Here is an 18,119-nt window from a genome sequence, read left to right as displayed (position 1 = left end):
CTTGCACTCAAGCGAGGTAGAAATGTATTGTTGTAGATAAACTATATTTTAACCCGTTTGAGAAATCAAACGGGTTTTGTTTTTGTACCCTTTTGGTTTTTCAGATTAAATGAAAAAGAAGAATGACTAAAATTAGAATAGCGGTTCAAAAAAGTGGCCGTTTAAACCAAGATTCGCTCAAAATCTTAAAGGACTGCGGTATTTCCATTGATAACGGAAAGGACCAGTTAAAAGCTACCGCCCGCAACTTTCCTTTAGAAGTGTTTTACCTACGGAATGGCGATATTCCCCAATACTTAAGGGATGGAGTGGTGGACATTGCCATTTTGGGAGAAAACGTCTTGGTTGAAAAAGGAAAGGATATCTCTATTGCCGAGAAACTGAACTTCTCCAAATGTCGGGTTTCGCTTGCGGTTCCAAAATCTGTAGAATATAAATCGGTTCAGGATTTTGAAGGGAAACGAATCGCTACCTCCTACCCAACTACGGTAAAGGACTATCTCGCTTCAAAAGGAGTCAATGCAGATTTGCATATCATCAATGGCTCGGTGGAAATTGCACCTAATATTGGACTCGCAGACGGAATTTGTGATATTGTTTCTAGTGGGAGTACACTTTTTAAGAACAATTTGAAGGAAGTAGAGGTGATTTTGAAGAGTGAAGCAGTTCTTGCAGTCTCTCCTAAAATCTCTACTGAAAGAGAGGCTATTCTGGACAAGCTTAGGTTTAGAATTCAATCTGTACTTGAAGCACGAAACAACAAGTATGTGCTTTTGAATGCTCCGAATGAAAAGTTAGATGAAATATTGACACTCCTACCTGGAATGCGTAGTCCAACAGTTCTACCTTTAGCACAAAAGGGATGGAGTTCCGTGCATACCGTGATTCAGCAGGATACATTTTGGGAAGTAATTGATGAGCTAAAACAAGCGGGAGCTGAAGGTATCCTGGTTTGTCCAATCGAGAAAATGGTACGCTAATGCAACGAATTGAAAATCCACCAAAACAAGATTGGAAAAATATCCTGAAGCGTCCCACTCAGCAAGTAGGGGATATTGAGTCTACGGTGGAGCGCATTTTTTCTGAAGTTCAAAACGATGGAGATAATACGCTTTTGAAATACACCGCTGAGTTTGATAAAGTGGAGTTGGACGATTTAAAAGTTTCTTCCCAAGAGATTGAAGATGCCTCTTCAAAAATCTCCGAAGAACTAAAACAAGCCATAAAGGTTGCCAAAGGGAATATAGCACGTTTTCACGAAGCCCAAAAAAGTGAACCTGTTGTAGTTGAAACAATGCAAGGGGTCCAATGTTGGCAAGAGAAGCGTCCCATTCAAAAAGTCGGGCTTTATATTCCCGGCGGAACAGCACCCTTGTTTTCAACAATATTAATGTTGGCAGTTCCTGCAAAAATTGCAGGCTGTGATGAAATTGTGCTATGCACTCCTCCAGACAGCACGGGAAACATTAATGAAACGATTTTGTACACTGCCAAACTATGTGGTGTCACACAAGTTTTTAAGGTAGGTGGGATTCAAGCTATAGCGGGAATGACTTTTGGCACGGAAAGTATTCCCAAGGTATTTAAGATTTTTGGCCCAGGAAATCAGTTTGTCACTGTAGCCAAACAAATTGCTACAAAATATGGTGTTGCTATTGATATGCCCGCAGGCCCAAGTGAACTATTGATAGTAGCAGATGATAGCGCAAACCCGGAATTTGTTGCATCAGACTTGCTGAGTCAAGCGGAGCATGGCGTGGATAGCCAAGTTGTTTTGGTTTCTACTTCCAAAAGGATGATAGAGCAGACTGAAGAAGCGATTAAAAATCAGATAGAGCTTTTGCCAAGAAAGAATATTGCAAAAAACGCTATTTCCAATAGTAAACTTATACTTGTTCAAAATGATAAAGTCGCTTTGGACTTAATCAACGAATATGGTCCGGAACATTACATTGTTTGTGTCGAAAATGAGGATTTTTATGTCGCAAATACTATAAATGCAGGTTCTGTCTTTATTGGCAACTATACTCCAGAAAGCGCAGGGGATTATGCTTCGGGTACTAACCACACGTTGCCTACCAATGGATATGCAAAACAGTACAGTGGTGTAAATTTGGACAGCTTTTTAAAGAGTATGACGTTTCAGAAAATAGATAGGGAAGGTATTCAAGCTTTAGGAACTACTATTGAACTGATGGCTGAAGCTGAAGGCTTGCAGGCACACAAAAATGCAGTGACCCTGAGGCTAAAAGAATTGAAAGGAGGCGAGCAATGAAAGTAACCGATAAGTTCAACATTGATGATTTTGTCCGAGAGTCGGTAAAAGGACTAAAACCCTATTCTTCGGCTAGGGATGAATATGTTTCCGATGGTACTGCGATGATTTTCTTGGATGCCAATGAAAATCCCTATGAGAATGGAGTAAATCGATATCCAGACCCGCAGCAAAGAACACTTAAGACAGTTTTAGCTAACCAGAAAAACGTTTCCGAGCAGAATATACTTTTAGGGAACGGTAGTGACGAAGTCTTGGATTTGTTGTTCAGAGCCTTTTGCGAGCCTGGAATGGACAATGTTGTCACTTTGCCACCAACTTACGGAATGTACAAAGTTTTGTCTGGAATCAACGCAGTGGAAAACAAAGAGGTTTTACTAACCGAAGATTTTGAACCCGATGTTGACAAAATCCTAGAAACAATAGACCTGAAAACCAAAATGGTCTTTTTATGCTCTCCGAACAATCCCACAGGAAATAGTTTTTCTTCCTCCAAAATAGAAGCTATTCTAAATGGTTTTAATGGTTTGGTGGTCATTGATGAAGCCTATATTGATTTCTCAGAACATAATAGCTGGCTTTTAAGATTGTCGGATTTTCCGAATTTGGTGGTTACGCAAACGCTATCGAAAGCGTATGGGATGGCGGGAATTAGATTAGGTATTTGTTATGCTTCCGATGAAATCATTCAAATACTGAATAAAATCAAACCTCCGTACAATGTTAACGAACTTACTCAGCAAAAAGCTTTATCACGTGTAGATGATAATGATGCAGTCACTTCGGAAGTGAGTAAGATTCTGAAAGAAAGGGAAATTCTGATTAAAGAACTTCAGAGGCTGGGGTTTATAGAAAAGGTATATCCAACGGATGCCAATTTTGTATTGGCAAAGGTTGATGATGCTGAAAAACGGTATAAACAATTATTGGGCTTGAATGTAGTAGTGCGAAACAGGAGCTCGCAGCCCTTGTGCGACAATACTTTGCGGTTCACAGTAGGCACACCTGATGAAAACAAGAAATTGATTGAAGTTTTAACGAAAATTTCGTCACCCTGAATTCATTTCAGGGTCTCACTAAAAAGATGCTGAAACAAGTTCAGCATGACAAAATGGATATGAAGAAAGTACTTTTTATAGATAGAGATGGCACCATCATCAAAGAAACTGCTGATGAACAGATAGATTCGTTCGAAAAGATGGTTTTCTATCCCAAAGTGTTCACCTACTTGAGCAAGATTGCCAAGGAACTGGATTTTGAATTGGTTATGATAACCAATCAAGATGGGCTAGGCACCAATATTTTTCCGGAAGATACCTTTTGGCCAGTACATAATTTCATTTTAAAGTCATTTGAAAATGAAGGGGTTGTTTTTGATGAAGTTTTCATCGATAGGACCTTTCCAAAGGACAATGCGAATACGCGTAAACCAGGCACGGGACTGTTGACATCTTATTTTTCGGATGAATATGATTTAGCAAACTCCTTTGTGATTGGGGACAGATTGACGGATATCGAATTGGCTAAGAATTTGGGGGCAAAAGGGATTTTTATTAACGATGAAACCCATTTGGGAACCAATGAAATCACTGTAAAAAGGGAAGAACTGGACGAATATATAGCATTGGAAAGCAATGAATGGCAGAGAATATACGAGTTTTTGAAACTGGAAAATAGAACGGCAGTGATTTCTCGTAAAACCAATGAAACCGATATTTTAATTGAATTGGACCTAGATGGGACGGGTAAAAGTGATATTGATACGGGTCTATCTTTCTTTGACCATATGTTGGACCAATTGGCCAGACATGGACAATTGGATTTAAAGATTAAAGTTGATGGCGATTTGGAAGTGGACGAGCACCATACGATAGAAGATACTGCTATTGCTTTAGGTGAAGTTTTTTCTAAAGCCCTTGGTGATAAGTTGGGAATGGAACGCTACGGTTTCAGCCTTCCCATGGATGATTGCTTGGCGCAAGTGGCTTTGGATTTTGGTGGAAGAAACTGGTTAGTCTGGGATGCACAGTTCAATCGGGAAAAGATTGGAGACATGCCCACAGAAATGTTCCATCATTTCTTCAAATCTTTTACTGATGGTGCCAAGGCCAACTTAAATATCAAGGTGGAAGGTACCAATGAACACCACAAAATTGAAGCTATTTTTAAGGCTTTTGCAAAATCTATCAAAATGGCTGTCAAAAGAGATGCAGAGAAAATGGTTTTACCATCAACCAAAGGAATGCTATAAATGAAAATAGTCATAATCGATTACGGTGCGGGTAACATTCAGAGCATCATGTTTGCCATACAGCGTCTGGGTTTTGAAGCAGTTTTGAGTAGTGATGCAAATGAAATAGAGGAGGCTGACAAGGTTATATTTCCTGGAGTAGGAGAGGCGAGTTCTGCCATGACCAAACTCAATGAAAGCGGTTTGGAAGATACTATTAGAAACCTCACTCAACCTGTCCTGGGTATCTGTTTGGGTATGCAGCTTATGTGCAACAGTTCTGAGGAAGGAAATACAAAGGGTCTTGGTATTTTTGATTTAGATGTGGTCAAGTTTTCAGAAGCCTTGAAAGTGCCCCAAATAGGATGGAATGAAATTACAGAACTTAAATCCAATTTGTTCAAGGCGGTTCCCGAACGAAGCCATATCTATTTAGTGCATAGTTTCTATGCCCCTAAATCGGAGGACACTATTGCAGTTTCTGAATATGGTTTGGAATACAGTGCTGCGTTGAAAAAAGATAACTTTTACGGTACTCAATTCCACCCGGAAAAGAGTAGTACCATTGGTTCTCAAATCCTAAAAAATTTTTTAGAACTATAGTGATTCCAGAATTTTACATAGAAACAGATAAAAAGAAGCTTGATTTCGCTGCTATACATCATGCCATTAAAAGCAGTTATTGGGGTGCCTACCGAACAGAGGAAATGACTCAAAGTACAATTGATAATTGCCTATGCTTTGGTGTTTATTTGAAAGAAACCAATGTGCAGATTGGATTTGCAAGGGTCCTTACCGACGAGGTGGTTTTTGCCTATATTATGGACGTAATCATATTTGATGGATATAGGGGCATGGGAGTTGGAAAAGACTTGGTCAGTTACATTTTGAAATATCCCACAGTAAAAAAGGTGCTTACAGTTGCTTTGAAAACGAAAGATGCGCATGGGATGTATCGCCCATTTGGGTTTGACCGTGTTGGTAATTCATCAATGTGGATGGCTAAAGACCATGCGAAATACGATTAACTATGAGGATTATACCAGCAATAGATATTATCGAAGGAAAGTGCGTCCGCCTGTCCAAAGGAGATTACGACACAAAAAAGATATATAACGAAAATCCTTTGGAGGTTGCCCAAGCATTTGAAGCCCATGGTATTGAATATTTGCACTTGGTTGATTTAGATGGAGCCAAGTCAAAACATATCGTGAACCATAGAGTTTTGGAACAAATTGCTTCCAAAACCCAACTGAAAATAGATTTTGGGGGTGGTCTTAAAAGCGATGAAGATTTACGAATAGCTTTTGAAAGTGGTGCTTCTCAAATCACTGGAGGGAGTATTGCGGTAAAAGACGAGGATACGTTTTTAAACTGGATTGCTAAGTATGGAGCGGATAAGATTATTCTTGGGGCGGATGCGAAAGATGAAAAAATTGCAATTTCCGGTTGGGAAGAAGAATCAGATATATCGCTAATACCCTTCATAAAAGGGTTTCAGAAAAAGGGAATAAAATATGTTATCTGTACTGACATTAGCAAAGATGGCATGCTTCAAGGACCTTCATTTGGTTTGTACCGAAAAATTTTGGAACAAACCAAAAAGTGGGAAACACGCATTACCGGAAGTGGGGTAGAAGATGAAGAAGTTTTGGGAATACATTTGATTGCTAGTGGAGGTATTTCAGACTATGATGAGTTGAGCCAACTTGCCGAACTGAGATGCGAAGGGACTATTATTGGAAAAGCGATTTACGAAAACAAAATCAGCTTAAAACAACTTGAAAACTATATTTTGGAAAATGGGGTTTCATAAAGATTTTGAAAAGGAATTCATCTCACAAGCTAGCTATCGAATGGATGAGAGTCTTCGAATGGTTAAGAAGTGTCTTGACCAACTTTCAGATGACCTGATTTGGAAAAAACCGAATGCTGTCACCAACAGTATTGGGAATCTAATTCTTCATCTTTGTGGCAACATCACGCAATATGGCATTGCTTCACTTCAAGGATTGGAAGATGATAGGAATCGGGATTTGGAATTTGATACAGTTTCCGGATTTACCAAAAATGAACTCTTGGATAAACTAAAAAGTACCGTAGAAAAAGCTAAACAGAGCTTTGCTGATGCGGACTCGCAAGAATTGCTAAGAAAACGGAAAGTTCAAGGGTTTGAGTTTTCAGGGATTGGAAATATTGTTCATGTTGTTGAACACTTCTCCTATCATACAGGTCAAATAGCACTTTGGACCAAACTGTTGAACAACAAAGAACTTGGCTTTTATGACGGGATTGATTTGAACATAAAGAATGAAAATACGTAAGGGGACATGCTAACAAAACGAATTATTCCTTGTCTGGATATAAAAGACGGCAGAACCGTAAAAGGGGTCAATTTCGTAAATTTAAAGGATGCTGGTGACCCCGTAGAGTTGGCTGAAGTATATGCCTTGGAAGGTGCGGACGAATTGGTTTTCTTGGATATCTCAGCAACGGAAGAAAAACGGAAAACCCTTGCAGATTTAGTGTATCGCGTAGCGGAAAAGGTAAATATTCCTTTTACTGTTGGCGGAGGGATTCGTTCGGTTGAAGATGTCGATATCCTACTGAAGAATGGTGCGGACAAGGTTTCGGTTAATTCCTCAGCCGTGAAAAATCCAGACCTAATCAATCGGTTGGTAGCCAAATTTGGTTCACAGTGTATTGTTGTGGCTATAGACGCTAAACAAATTGATGGTCAATGGAAGGTTCATTTGGTTGGAGGCAAAGTACCCACGGAAATTGATTTGTTTGAATGGGCACATGAAGTAGAAGAGAGAGGAGCTGGTGAGATTTTATTCACCTCAATGAATCATGACGGAACCAAGAACGGCTTCGCTAATGAAGCTTTGAAAAGATTATCGCGAAGCCTTAAAGTCCCAATCATTGCATCAGGTGGTGCCGGTGAAGTAAGCCATTTTACAGATACTTTTAAGGATGGTGAGGCAGATGCAGCATTGGCAGCCAGCGTATTTCATTTTAAGGAAATAGATATCACCGATTTAAAAAAAGAATTGAAGCAAGAAGGAATACCAGTAAGATTGTAAAAGATGAAAATAGACTTTACCAAAAATGGAGATGGATTGGTCCCAGCTATTATTCAAGATGCGCGGACCAAAAATATCCTTATGCTAGGGTACATGAACCAAGAGGCGGTTGAAATTACCCAGAAAACCCAAAAAGTCACTTTTTTTAGCAGAAGCAAGCAACGCTTATGGACGAAGGGTGAGAAGAGTGGTAACTTTTTGCACTTAGTAGACATTAAAAATGATTGTGATAATGACTCATTGCTAATTACAGTGAGACCAGAAGGTCCGACTTGCCATACTGGGACCGATACCTGTTGGGGTGAGGTCAATTCGCAAGAATTCGGTTTTTTGTCCACATTAGAAAGCATTATTGCCTCTCGTAAGGAAAATAGTGAAAATGAAAAGAGCTATGTAGCCTCTCTTTTCCGAAAAGGTATCAACAAGATTGCCCAAAAAGTGGGAGAGGAGGCTGTGGAAACCGTTATTGAGGCAAAGGATAACGATGACTCTCTATTCTTGAATGAAAGTGCCGATTTATTGTTTCACTATCTAATACTATTGAAGGCAAAAGGGTTTTCTTTGGAAGACGTGGTTAAAGTCTTGGAGTCAAGACACTAATCAGTCTTTTAAGAAATCAATTCTTAAAAAGAGATTTTTTTGTAACCGTTTCATATACCGATTCCCTAAAATTTCTACTGAGCGGAATAGTTTCTTGTGTCAGCTTTAGACTTGTTTTTTCAATCGTTCTGATTTTGTTTATCGCTACTATAAAAGATTTGTGGACTTGAATAAAATCCGTGGCTGGTAGTATGTCCCAAACTCGTTTTAAGGGCATTAATGTCATGTATTTGTCTTCGCTGGTATGAAAAACGATGTAATTCTGTTGGGCTTGTATAAATTCTAAATCGGTAACATTTATTTTTTCATATACCTTATCACATTTTACAAAAAAGTATGCTGCTGATTCTTTTTTCTGGGATTCAGGAGCATTGTTTTGCTTAAGTTGAAAATAGTCTTTTGCTTTTACAGCTGATTTATGGAACCTACTAAAGGTGATAGGTTTCACCAAATAGTCCAAAACATCAAGCTCAAAACCTTCCAAAGCATAACTTGGATAGGCAGTAGTCAATATGACCATAGGTCTTTGGGGGTTGTTCTTCAAGTATTCCAATCCGGTCATAATGGGCATCTGAATGTCTAAAAAAATCACATCAACGGAATTATCCACCATGAGTGTATTGATTTGAGTGGGATTGGTGCCTTCTCCCAATAATTTCAAAAAATCCGTTTTTTGAATATAATCCCTGAGGCATTCACGGGCCAAGGGTTCGTCATCAATTAGTATGCAATTGATTACATCCATTACGCAATGTTGGTTTTTTCCAATACCTCTTGCTTCAACGTAATTTCTAAAGAGGCCTTGTATGTAGTATTTGTTTTCAATACTTCAAGTTTATGCGAATTCGGATATAACAGCTCTAGCCTACGTCTCACGTTTGTCAATCCAAGACCGGAAGATTCAGGCGTCTTGGTCACTGATAATTTAGGTTTGCTGTTTGAAACCTTTAACTGTAACCGATTGTTCGTGGTATGTGAGGAGATGTGAATCCAATTGCGGGAATCAGTGTGGTGTGAAACATGTTTAAATGCGTTTTCAACAAAAGGCATCAATAAGAAGGGTGCTATTTTGAGACCTTGTGTATTGGAACTATCCAATTCTGTTTGCAGGTCTAAATTGGACAACTCTTGTCTCAACGTTTCCAATTCTATATGATTCTTTAGGTAGTTCAACTCTTGGCTTAAACTGATTTCAGGCTCATTACATTCATACAATTGGTAACGCAATAGCTCTGAGAATTTGGCCAACGAATCTGAGGCCATATCCTGATTTTTATGGATTAAAACAAAAATTGAATTAATTGTATTGAACAAAAAATGTGGATTGTACTGTGAGCGTAAAAACTTCAGCTCCGTTTTCAGATTCTCTTTTTCCACCTCATTACGTCTCTTTTCTGAAGAAATCCAGTTTTTTGTCAATTTTATGCTCATAGCCAAGGTCATACTGGCCAGGGTAGAAGGCAATGCGTTGTTTTTGAATAGTTGAAAGAATTCTGTAGGGGCCACCTTAAACAGTTCTTGAAAGGGAACACCAACAATGGAGGCATTTACATAATAGCCACCAATAATTCCTGAAGAGGTGAGCAATATGGTCAATAATAAGGCGGGGATATATATCAGATATTTTCCTCTTTGTAAGAATCTAGGGATAAGATAATAGAGGTTAAAATAAACACCTAAAGCCTGCATTACCACGTAGAATGCAAATTTGGTTGAATACTGAGAAAAGAAAATATTGTTGACCGCTTCAACGGCCCCACTTTGCAAGGCCCACCAAAAGTAGTGGTACAAAAACCAAAAAACTAGATGGTACAGTTTGTACCGAACAAAAACCGACTTAATCTTTTCTAGCAAAACCAACTATACTTTACCTAAAAGTACTTAAAACTAAAGACTTGTTTTCGCTTGGGTTGATGTAATTGACGTCAGGTTATCAAAAATTGACAAAAGGCAATTTGTGCTACTGATATTTGGTTTTTGCAGGATATCATCAGTTTGAAGCTTCTTATCAATTATCTAAAACCCATCAGCAATATGTTTTTTGAGAAGTACTAGGTTCCATTTCCTTTGATAGAAACCAATAACACGCTGTCATGAAAATGTTTCTTGCGGATACAAGAATCTGGATTACCTTACTTATGTTGTGCTTTTTCTGCTGCTATTCGCAGGAGAAACCAATAGACGATGTGGTAGTCAAACAAATCACCGCTACCGGGAAGGCGGTCAGAGAGGCTTTTAAAAATGGGGATTTGGAAACTATTAAGTTGCATCATCATCCAGATGTGGTGAAGGCACTGAGCTATAACAACTTGAGAGTTGGACGTGAAGCTGTTTTGGAAGCACTCAACGAAACCATGGCCCAATTTGACCTTGAGTTTATTGGTGAAAAGGAGGACGAACTATTTCTACATAAAGGAGATTTGGTAATAAAGCAGATACTTTTCGGTATCCGATTGATTCCAAAAAATGGCGATGACCCATTTGTGTTCCGAGGTAGGACACTAGTCATTTTACAGCGATATGATAAAAGCCCCACCGGATGGGCTACCATACATGAAATAATTCAACCTTTTGAAGAGTGATTGAATCGAGTTATTAGAGCTCTAAAAGCTTTTTCCATCAAGCAAATAGTTTCACTCAATTAAAACAATCAAAAATCGAAACAGGTCATTGTCATAAAAATTCAACCATGAAGAAAAATAGAGTTGCAATAGTATTGCTAGCAGCAATCTTTAGTGCATTTTCGTTGCAAAAGAAGAACGTAGGTTATGAAAAAGTAAAGTCTCAAAGTCAAAAGTTTGGAGAGGCGCTAAGGACAGAATCACTGAATGAAGCAATCGATTTGATGGATAATGAGACCATCCTGCTACCAGAATACCATAAGTCTTTATGGGGCAAAGGTAAAATAAGGGAATACTTCACTCAGTTTTTTGCGAAAACAGAGACCATTAGCTATTCCAAAGAACCTTTTGAAATCTTAGATTTGGGGGAATACTTTATAGAATTGGGCACGTTTGAGCACCAGTACAAAACCCCTGATTCTCAAAACTTTGATTACTATGGAAAATATGCAACCTATTGGAAGGTTTCGGATGGTGAGAACCCAAGGGTTATAGCTCACATCTGGGGTGCTTCTAGCTATTTTGAGGCGGAAAACGTAAACTTTGTCTCGATTGATGTTCGAGATAGAGAGACCATGGAATTCAAAACGCGGTGGGAAAAGGAAATAGAGGAAATGCGTAGGTTTTCTTATGAAGCGGTTTTTGAGGGCGATGCCAAAACACAATTAAAATCTTATGCAGATGATGCTACCTACATGACATATTATGACCCACCCTTTATCGGAAAAGATAATATCACTAAATATTTTGAATCTCATTACAACCCGGATGTTCCCAAGGATTCTTTAATGACCAGAAGTGTCAAAGTTATAGATATGGGAGATTACGCTTTGAAGTTTGGAGAGTATTATGTAGAATGGACTTGGGAAGGACAGCCTTCATATATTGAAGGCAAAGGTTTGACTTTGTACAAGAGAATGAAAGATGATGGTATTAAAATCTATAAACAAATGATAAATCATAGCATGCCAGCTTCACCCAAATAATCAAAAAATGAGGATAAAAAACATAATGTTGCCCCTTTTGTTACTATTTCTATTGAACGCTTTTTCACAAGAGACGGCAATCATCTTTTCCAATCATGGAAAAACTGAGGAATTGGCATTGCAAAATCCACTTAAGGCTTTTATTGGTGAATGGACTTTGAAAGATGATAGTTGGACACAAAACTGGGGAGGGGAAACGGAAACAATAACGATACCCATGCACCACACCATTTCAACACAAATCAATACGGCGAACAGTCTCTTTTCCATTATTGACGGTCCAGAACCGAATGGTCATATTTTTTGGTCTTACAATCCGGTTACCAAAGTGGTGAACCATTTGTCAAGCTTTGGAGCGCTCAGGGCCGGAGTAGGTGCCGGAAGCATTACCAAAAGTGGTGATGTGACTTTAAAGATTTCATTTGAAGGAGAGCCAAAGGAAACCTACAGAATTTATCATTATAAATGGATTTCTCAAGATGAATATCATATGAAATCCACTCAGTACAATTCAGATGATGCACCTACGGGTTTGTTCTATGAGGGTACTTTCGTTCGTTTGCCCGATGAAAAGGAGAGGCTGAAATCTCAAATTGAGGCAATTTTGGCTGTGCTTGATAACAATGCGCTTACTGTTGAAAGGCAACTTGAGGTTTATACGGATGATGTCGTTCATATGGCTCCTGAAAGTGAAGCCAATATTGGAAAAGAGGCGCTTTCTAAGTTCTTAAAAGAACAGAGGAAGTACGGTGAGTCCATAATGAAACATGAAATTCTAGAAATGGAAGTATACGGAAGTGTGATTGTTATGCGAGGTAGGGTTACGGGTAGGTACCATCCAAAAAATAATACTTCTCCTATGCCATTTGTAACTAAGAATTTGTTTGTTTTCCGCCAGGTGGATAGAGATTTAAAAATAGGTAAGGTAATTTATAATATGTCACCACCAAACAACGAATAACTTCTCAAGTGTTCCAGAGGTCTTTTTCATCCAGAGCATAGGTGTATTTTTTTGAATCATCCGAAGATTTACTTCCATGAGTGTTTCCGTGTATGACATCCAAGTAACGTTCTCATGAGGTTGTATGGGCCATTCTTTTTTGAATGGAATATAAAACAGATTTTTTCCATAATCAACTTTTTCAAAATTCTCAAATCGCATCCAATATCCCACAACACAGCTTGGATTTAAGGGACGGATATGAACTATAGGCTCATCAAAAGGTCTGAATAACTGCGCTTTAAAACAGCAGCTTTGATGTAACACATTTGAATTCAGCCCTATTTCGTCAAGGATACTTTGGGTTTCAGGACGATTAATCAGTGCGAACTGTTCGTTCTTTATCTTTTCCATTTTGGTGAAAAACATATCCCTTCGGTTAGGTCCCATTAAGCGGTGAATAGGTTCAGAAATTGACGAATCAATGACGTAAAATTTATAAGTAAGCTCTACATGATGAACTATGTTGCTCACACTTTGGTTTAGTATAAAATCAATTTCGCCTATTGTCTTTTTTCCAGAGCGAACTGCTTGATTCATAAGCATAATCCCATAGGTTCCATCAAATCGTATCAGCTGCTCAAACACGTACTCCATTTGATGTCCCAAGCGCAGATTTTCAGGAATATCGACGGGATGTAAACCCTTTAAATCCATTTCAGGGAATTCAAATTGTTGTATACCAAACTGTATAGCTCTCCAGAGGGGAGGCGTGTTATAAAATCCTTCAACTTGTTTGATATACATAACAGGATGAGTCACTATCGTTAAGGTTTCTTTAAATGCGAAACCAATATGTTCAAATGTGTTATTTTTATATAATGGCTATGAATTTAAGAAAAGGGTTTCGATTCACTACCTACGAAGCACCCGAGCAGACTCCTTTTGAACGACTTTTTGAGATTTTCCAAGAATTGGTCACCCATACTTCTGGAGATGTGGAAGAGGCTTTGGATTGGCTGAGGGAATTGGATAAAGAATATGAACTTACGGATGATGACTACACCATCGATGATTTCATTGAAGATTTAAAAGCTAAAGGCTATATCCGAGAGGAAATTGACCCTAATGGAGAACAGGGAGAAGGTGAGGAAGGAGATGGAGGGGGAAATCTGTCCATAACAGCCAAATTGGAACGTATGCTCCGTCAAAGAGCATTGGCCCAGATTTTCGGCAAAATGAAACGGCGAGGTTCTGGAGACCATAAAACAGGTAAATTAGGAAACGGAGATGAGCACACTGGAGAGTTTAGGGAATATCGATATGGGGATTCTTTAGAAAGAATATCTATAACCGAAAGCTTAAAGAATGCCCAGATAAACCATGGGATGGATAGCTTTACCCTAAATGAAGAGGATTTAGTGGTTGAGGATACTCAGTTCAAGGCCCAAATGAGTACCGTGCTCATGATAGACATAAGCCATAGCATGATTTTGTACGGCGAAGACCGTATCACTCCAGCAAAAAAGGTGGCAATGGCCTTGGCAGAGTTAATTACCACAAGGTATCCAAAAGACACACTTGATATTCTGGTTTTCGGGAATGATGCCTGGCCTATACCCATTAAAGACTTACCTTACCTGAAAGTGGGCCCTTATCATACCAACACTGTTGCCGGTTTGCAGCTCGCGATGGATATTTTACGCCGCAAGAGAAACACCAATAAGCAAATTTTTATGATTACAGATGGGAAGCCTTCCTGTCTGAGATTGCCCAACGGAGAGTATTATAAGAATAGTGTGGGATTGGATGATTACATCGTAGAACGCTGCTATGCAATGGCGCAACAAGCAAGAAAGCTACACATTCCCATAACCACGTTTATGATTGCCCAAGACCCCTATTTAATGCAGTTTGTAAGGGAATTTACCAAAGCCAATAAGGGTAAGGCTTTCTACACAGGTTTAAAAGGTTTGGGCGAAATGATTTTTGAAGATTACGAAGAAAACAGAAAAAAAAGACTAAAAGGATAGATTGCTAATTATGAGCAAAATGGAATATAAGAAGATTACGACCCTAGGACAATTAAAAAAAGCGGGGTACGAAAGCAAAAGCATTAAAGATGAACTTCGAGATAATTTACTGGAAAAGATAGCGAACGGCGAAGAGACTTTTGAAGGTATATGGGGGTATGAAAACTCGGTGATACCAGAACTGGAGCGCGCTATTTTATCCAGACATAATATCAATCTTTTGGGGCTTCGCGGTCAGGCGAAGACACGACTGGCCCGTTTGATGGTTCAGCTCTTGGACGAGTGGATTCCAGTTGTGGCTGGTTCAGAAATCCATGACGACCCGCTAAATCCAATGTCACGTTATGCCAAGCAACTGATTGAAGAAAAAGGGGATGAAACTCCAATAGAGTGGCTACATCGGGACGAGCGATTCTATGAAAAGCTCGCCACACCTGATGTGACCGTAGCTGATTTGATTGGTGATGTCGACCCCATAAAGGCGGCGAACTTAAAACTATCATATGCTGACGACCGTGTTATCCACTTTGGCATGATTCCAAGAGCGAATCGCTGTATTTTCGTTATTAACGAATTACCTGACCTTCAAGCAAGAATTCAAGTAGCACTATTTAACATATTGCAGGAAGGTGATATACAGATTCGTGGTTTTAAGTTAAGGTTGCCATTGGATTTGCAATTTGTGTTTACCGCAAATCCGGAGGACTACACAAACAGGGGAAGTATTGTTACTCCTTTAAAAGACCGAATTGGATCACAAATTTTGACCCATTATCCGGAAAGTGTCGAAATCGCAAAGAAAATAACCAAACAAGAGGCCGATTTGGATTCCAGGCAGACGGACTCCATTTATGTTCCCGATATGGCCATGGATTTATTGGAACAAATCAGTTTTGAGGCCAGAAAAAGTGAGTATGTGGATGCTAAAAGTGGGGTAAGTGCCCGAATGAGCATCACAGCTTTTGAAAATCTTTTAAGTACAGCGGAAAGACGCAGTATACGATCGGGAAATAAAAAGACATCTGTACGGTTAAGTGATTTCATGGGAGTTGTTCCATCAATTACCGGAAAGATTGAACTGGTTTATGAAGGAGAACAAGAAGGTGCAGGTTCAGTAGCTGAAATACTTATTGAAGATGCTATTAAGACGCTCTTCTCTAATTTCTTTCCCAAAATTGACAAACTGGAACGAAAAGATGCCGAAGGTCCGTATGATGATTTGGTGTCTTGGTTTTTTGAAGGAGAAGGCTTTGAACTATTGGATGATGATTCGGATGAAGAATATCAAAACAAACTTGATTCAATAGTTCCTTTAAGAACTCTTGTTAAGGAATATCAACCCTCTATTCCAAAAGAAGACTCTTATTTTCTTAAAGAATTTTTACTATGGGGATTGGTTGCTTATAAAAAACTGAGCAAACAGCGGTTCTTACAAGGATATGAATTCAAGGATTTATATGGAAGTTATATACGCGGCCTCTAATTATTGCCACATATTTAAGTTATCATTGAAGTTTTCAAAATTGTACACTCCAATCTGACGTTTACGAATAGCGAAGGAAAACAAAGTGATAATGAAAAGGAGACAATAGAGAACCAATATGGTGGTTATCATGGGAAAAAAGGTTTCTGGAATGTAATGTTCCTGTAAATCTGAAACAGAATTAAGGACCACTATACTTTCATAGATTTTAAAGGCATACACCACCATCACGGCGTATAGCGCGTACTCCAAATTGCGCATTTTTGGGTCGGGCAACTCATCTTCTTTTATCTTGAACCATATCACATAGATATAGAGAAAATGAATTATACTCAACAATGGGAAAATATAGTTGTCTGGTTTAGTTAGATAAAATGAGTTAGTGTAAACCCCATAGAAGCTAAGTACAACCAAAACTGACAATATAAAGGCAGTAATCAGGTTGGTACTTTTCCAAGTAAGGATTTTAAAGATTTTGTTCATTTTTGGCAGATTTGGTATGGTCAAAATTGCTAATAAAACGGGAGTAATTCGGGTTTTATTCTATCCATTTCGATGAACCGGAAAGAATGTTGGGTAAACCGTAAAAACTGTGGTTTGTTTTCCTAAGAATTGCGTTTCATCGGAAAAATCTTAAAAAATGTGGCACTTCTCCATAGCCATTCCAAGGGACCGTATCGAAATTTTCTAAGCCACCAAGCACTGATAACCATTTGAAGGACAATAATTAAGATGGCTATGCCAAAGGTGTAGATATTCCTAAGTTCTCCCAAATAACCCAAGCCCCAGCCAAAAAGTAAGAAAGTGCCGATAATACTTTGAAAGAAGTAGTTGGTCAAGGCCATCCTTCCATAGGGAGCAAATTTGGAAAGCCATTTTTGTCCTCCAGTTCGCTTATAAACAATCACAAAAACGCTCAATAGGATGAAGGTCATGGCCACATTGTTCAAATCAAATGAGGTTAAACCAAACATTGCAATCCACTTATCAAAAGTCACGTTTCCTCCCATACTTCCAAAGGTTAAAGCCATAAGACCTCCTGAAACCAGAAAGAGAACCAAGGACCATATCCAAGTCCGTTTGATTAACTTTTTCATATCCGTATATCTTTCAAAGAAGCCCATACGTCCCACAAAGAGTCCCATTAAGAAAAACCCTAGGGTGATGTATGCCCTCCCAAAAACACCTAATTGAAAATTAGCTTTATTTAAGTGGCCTTGGTGACCGTTATAGGCAAAAACATCCGAAAGAGTGCCTTCTTTTAGGATAGCATAGTAATTCTTAACATCTTGACTATCAGGAGTAAAATCCATACCTGGGAAAACATTTCCTCCTTGTGTAAAATAGAAAACAACATATCTCCCAATACCTAAAAACAAAAGAGCAGTAATTCCCAGAATCCACTTGTTACCAACTTTATAAAACGGAATTAAGAAAACTCCAAGTATAGCGTAGATGGTCAAAATATCTCCCCCGTAAAAGAGACTATGTGCATATCCTATTATGAGCAATAGTATGAGTCTCCATAAAAATCGGCCTCCAAAATATTCGCCCTTTTTATTTGCATTGTCCATTTGAATAAAAAAGCTCAATCCAAACAGAAAGGAAAACAGCGCAAAGAACTTGCCTCGTAGCAAAAAGCCTATAAATCCATCCACAATATCATCCCCTATACCTTGGTGAACCGCCTCATTGAAAGAGGATGGGGACGGAGCACCTATGTAATTCTCAACCATGTGGACGATTACTATTCCGGCAAGTGAGAAACCTCGTAGGGCATCTATAATTTCAATTCGGTTTTTAGGTAGTATACCCTGAGCAGATGATTCCATAATGTTTTTTGATTGATTGATGTTTGAAAATAA

The 18,119-nt window shown here is 38.8% G+C and carries 20 protein-coding genes; 15 read left to right on the top strand and 5 right to left on the bottom strand.

Features of this window, described 5'->3' with window-relative positions; all coding sequences use genetic code 11:
• The first annotated feature begins 122 nt into the window (after positions 1-122).
• Genes hisG through hisIE form a run of 10 tightly spaced genes read left to right on the top strand, consistent with a single transcriptional unit; the run spans position 123 to position 8,191 of the window.
• Positions 123-980 carry an ATP phosphoribosyltransferase gene (gene hisG / locus CLV81_RS16985; RefSeq protein ID WP_106146633.1) on the top strand — a complete coding sequence of 286 codons (858 nt, stop codon included), beginning with the start codon at positions 123-125 and terminating at the stop codon, positions 978-980.
• Positions 980-2,275, top strand: a complete 1,296-nt coding sequence (gene hisD, locus CLV81_RS16980) for a histidinol dehydrogenase (RefSeq protein ID WP_106146631.1) — start codon at positions 980-982, stop codon at positions 2,273-2,275. Before hisG ends, hisD begins: the two co-directional genes overlap by 1 nt.
• On the top strand, positions 2,272-3,333 hold the full coding sequence (gene hisC / locus CLV81_RS16975; protein ID WP_106146629.1) for a histidinol-phosphate transaminase: 1,062 nt from the start codon (positions 2,272-2,274) through the stop codon (positions 3,331-3,333). The genes hisD and hisC overlap by 4 nt, the downstream gene beginning before the upstream one ends.
• A gap of 59 nt (positions 3,334-3,392) precedes the next feature.
• Entirely contained in the window at positions 3,393-4,526 is a 1,134-nt protein-coding gene (gene hisB, locus CLV81_RS16970; protein ID WP_106147682.1) for a bifunctional histidinol-phosphatase/imidazoleglycerol-phosphate dehydratase HisB, read from the top strand.
• Positions 4,527-5,108 carry an imidazole glycerol phosphate synthase subunit HisH gene (gene hisH / locus CLV81_RS16965; RefSeq protein WP_106146627.1) on the top strand — a complete coding sequence of 194 codons (582 nt, stop codon included), beginning with the start codon at positions 4,527-4,529 and terminating at the stop codon, positions 5,106-5,108. It begins immediately after the preceding gene.
• A complete protein-coding gene (locus CLV81_RS16960) occupies positions 5,108-5,533 on the top strand; it encodes a GNAT family N-acetyltransferase (RefSeq protein ID WP_158259150.1) in 426 nt (141 codons plus the stop codon). Before hisH ends, CLV81_RS16960 begins: the two co-directional genes overlap by 1 nt.
• 2 nt (positions 5,534-5,535) lie before the next feature.
• Entirely contained in the window at positions 5,536-6,321 is a 786-nt protein-coding gene (gene hisA / locus CLV81_RS16955; RefSeq protein WP_106146625.1) for a 1-(5-phosphoribosyl)-5-[(5-phosphoribosylamino)methylideneamino]imidazole-4-carboxamide isomerase, read from the top strand.
• On the top strand, positions 6,308-6,829 hold the full coding sequence (locus CLV81_RS16950) for a DinB family protein (protein WP_106146623.1): 522 nt from the start codon (positions 6,308-6,310) through the stop codon (positions 6,827-6,829). Before hisA ends, CLV81_RS16950 begins: the two co-directional genes overlap by 14 nt.
• A gap of 6 nt (positions 6,830-6,835) precedes the next feature.
• Entirely contained in the window at positions 6,836-7,591 is a 756-nt protein-coding gene (hisF, locus tag CLV81_RS16945; RefSeq protein WP_106146621.1) for an imidazole glycerol phosphate synthase subunit HisF, read from the top strand.
• Positions 7,592-7,594: 3 nt separating this feature from the next.
• Positions 7,595-8,191 carry a bifunctional phosphoribosyl-AMP cyclohydrolase/phosphoribosyl-ATP diphosphatase HisIE gene (hisIE, locus tag CLV81_RS16940; RefSeq protein ID WP_106146619.1) on the top strand — a complete coding sequence of 199 codons (597 nt, stop codon included), beginning with the start codon at positions 7,595-7,597 and terminating at the stop codon, positions 8,189-8,191.
• Between the two features lie 16 nt (positions 8,192-8,207).
• On the opposite strand, the gene CLV81_RS16935 is transcribed toward hisIE, so the two are convergent.
• Both CLV81_RS16935 and CLV81_RS16930 read right to left on the bottom strand, forming a co-directional pair.
• The gene (locus tag CLV81_RS16935) at positions 8,208-8,936 is read right to left on the bottom strand and encodes a LytR/AlgR family response regulator transcription factor (RefSeq protein WP_106146617.1); all 729 of its coding nucleotides are present in this window, start codon (positions 8,934-8,936) and stop codon (positions 8,208-8,210) included.
• A complete protein-coding gene (locus CLV81_RS16930; protein ID WP_146129932.1) occupies positions 8,936-10,045 on the bottom strand; it encodes a sensor histidine kinase in 1,110 nt (369 codons plus the stop codon). Before CLV81_RS16930 ends, CLV81_RS16935 begins: the two co-directional genes overlap by 1 nt.
• A 239-nt stretch (positions 10,046-10,284) precedes the next feature.
• On the opposite strand from CLV81_RS16930, the gene CLV81_RS16925 reads away from it, so the two are divergent.
• The 3 genes from CLV81_RS16925 (at position 10,285) to CLV81_RS16915 (ending at position 12,759) form a co-directional block, all read left to right on the top strand.
• On the top strand, positions 10,285-10,773 hold the full coding sequence (locus tag CLV81_RS16925) for a Cif family virulence factor (RefSeq protein ID WP_106146613.1): 489 nt from the start codon (positions 10,285-10,287) through the stop codon (positions 10,771-10,773).
• Positions 10,774-10,880: 107 nt separating this feature from the next.
• Positions 10,881-11,798 carry a DUF4440 domain-containing protein gene (locus tag CLV81_RS16920; RefSeq protein ID WP_106146611.1) on the top strand — a complete coding sequence of 306 codons (918 nt, stop codon included), beginning with the start codon at positions 10,881-10,883 and terminating at the stop codon, positions 11,796-11,798.
• Positions 11,799-11,805: 7 nt separating this feature from the next.
• The gene (locus CLV81_RS16915) at positions 11,806-12,759 is read left to right on the top strand and encodes a nuclear transport factor 2-like protein (RefSeq protein WP_146129931.1); all 954 of its coding nucleotides are present in this window, start codon (positions 11,806-11,808) and stop codon (positions 12,757-12,759) included.
• Here CLV81_RS16915 and CLV81_RS16910 read toward each other — a convergent pair.
• A complete protein-coding gene (locus CLV81_RS16910; RefSeq protein WP_106146606.1) occupies positions 12,739-13,545 on the bottom strand; it encodes a DUF1853 family protein in 807 nt (268 codons plus the stop codon). The genes CLV81_RS16915 and CLV81_RS16910 overlap by 21 nt on opposite strands.
• A 74-nt stretch (positions 13,546-13,619) precedes the next feature.
• Between CLV81_RS16910 and CLV81_RS16905 the strand changes: the two genes are divergently transcribed.
• Both CLV81_RS16905 and CLV81_RS16900 read left to right on the top strand, forming a co-directional pair.
• On the top strand, positions 13,620-14,771 hold the full coding sequence (locus tag CLV81_RS16905; protein ID WP_106146604.1) for a vWA domain-containing protein: 1,152 nt from the start codon (positions 13,620-13,622) through the stop codon (positions 14,769-14,771).
• Between the two features lie 19 nt (positions 14,772-14,790).
• Positions 14,791-16,254 carry a magnesium chelatase gene (locus CLV81_RS16900; RefSeq protein WP_106147678.1) on the top strand — a complete coding sequence of 488 codons (1,464 nt, stop codon included), beginning with the start codon at positions 14,791-14,793 and terminating at the stop codon, positions 16,252-16,254.
• On the opposite strand, the gene CLV81_RS16895 is transcribed toward CLV81_RS16900, so the two are convergent.
• Together CLV81_RS16895 and CLV81_RS16890 are read right to left on the bottom strand one after the other, a co-directional pair.
• The gene (locus CLV81_RS16895) at positions 16,255-16,737 is read right to left on the bottom strand and encodes a hypothetical protein (RefSeq protein WP_106146602.1); all 483 of its coding nucleotides are present in this window, start codon (positions 16,735-16,737) and stop codon (positions 16,255-16,257) included.
• Positions 16,738-16,859: 122 nt separating this feature from the next.
• The gene (locus CLV81_RS16890) at positions 16,860-18,086 is read right to left on the bottom strand and encodes a DUF418 domain-containing protein (RefSeq protein ID WP_158259149.1); all 1,227 of its coding nucleotides are present in this window, start codon (positions 18,084-18,086) and stop codon (positions 16,860-16,862) included.
• Positions 18,087-18,119: the final 33 nt, after the last annotated feature.

The sequence above is a fragment of the Flagellimonas meridianipacifica genome (assembly GCF_003001695.1).
Classification (GTDB): Bacteria; Bacteroidota; Bacteroidia; order Flavobacteriales; family Flavobacteriaceae; genus Flagellimonas; species Flagellimonas meridianipacifica.
Note: the sequence above shows the minus strand (reverse complement) of the source record. Positions and strands in the feature narration are given on the sequence as shown.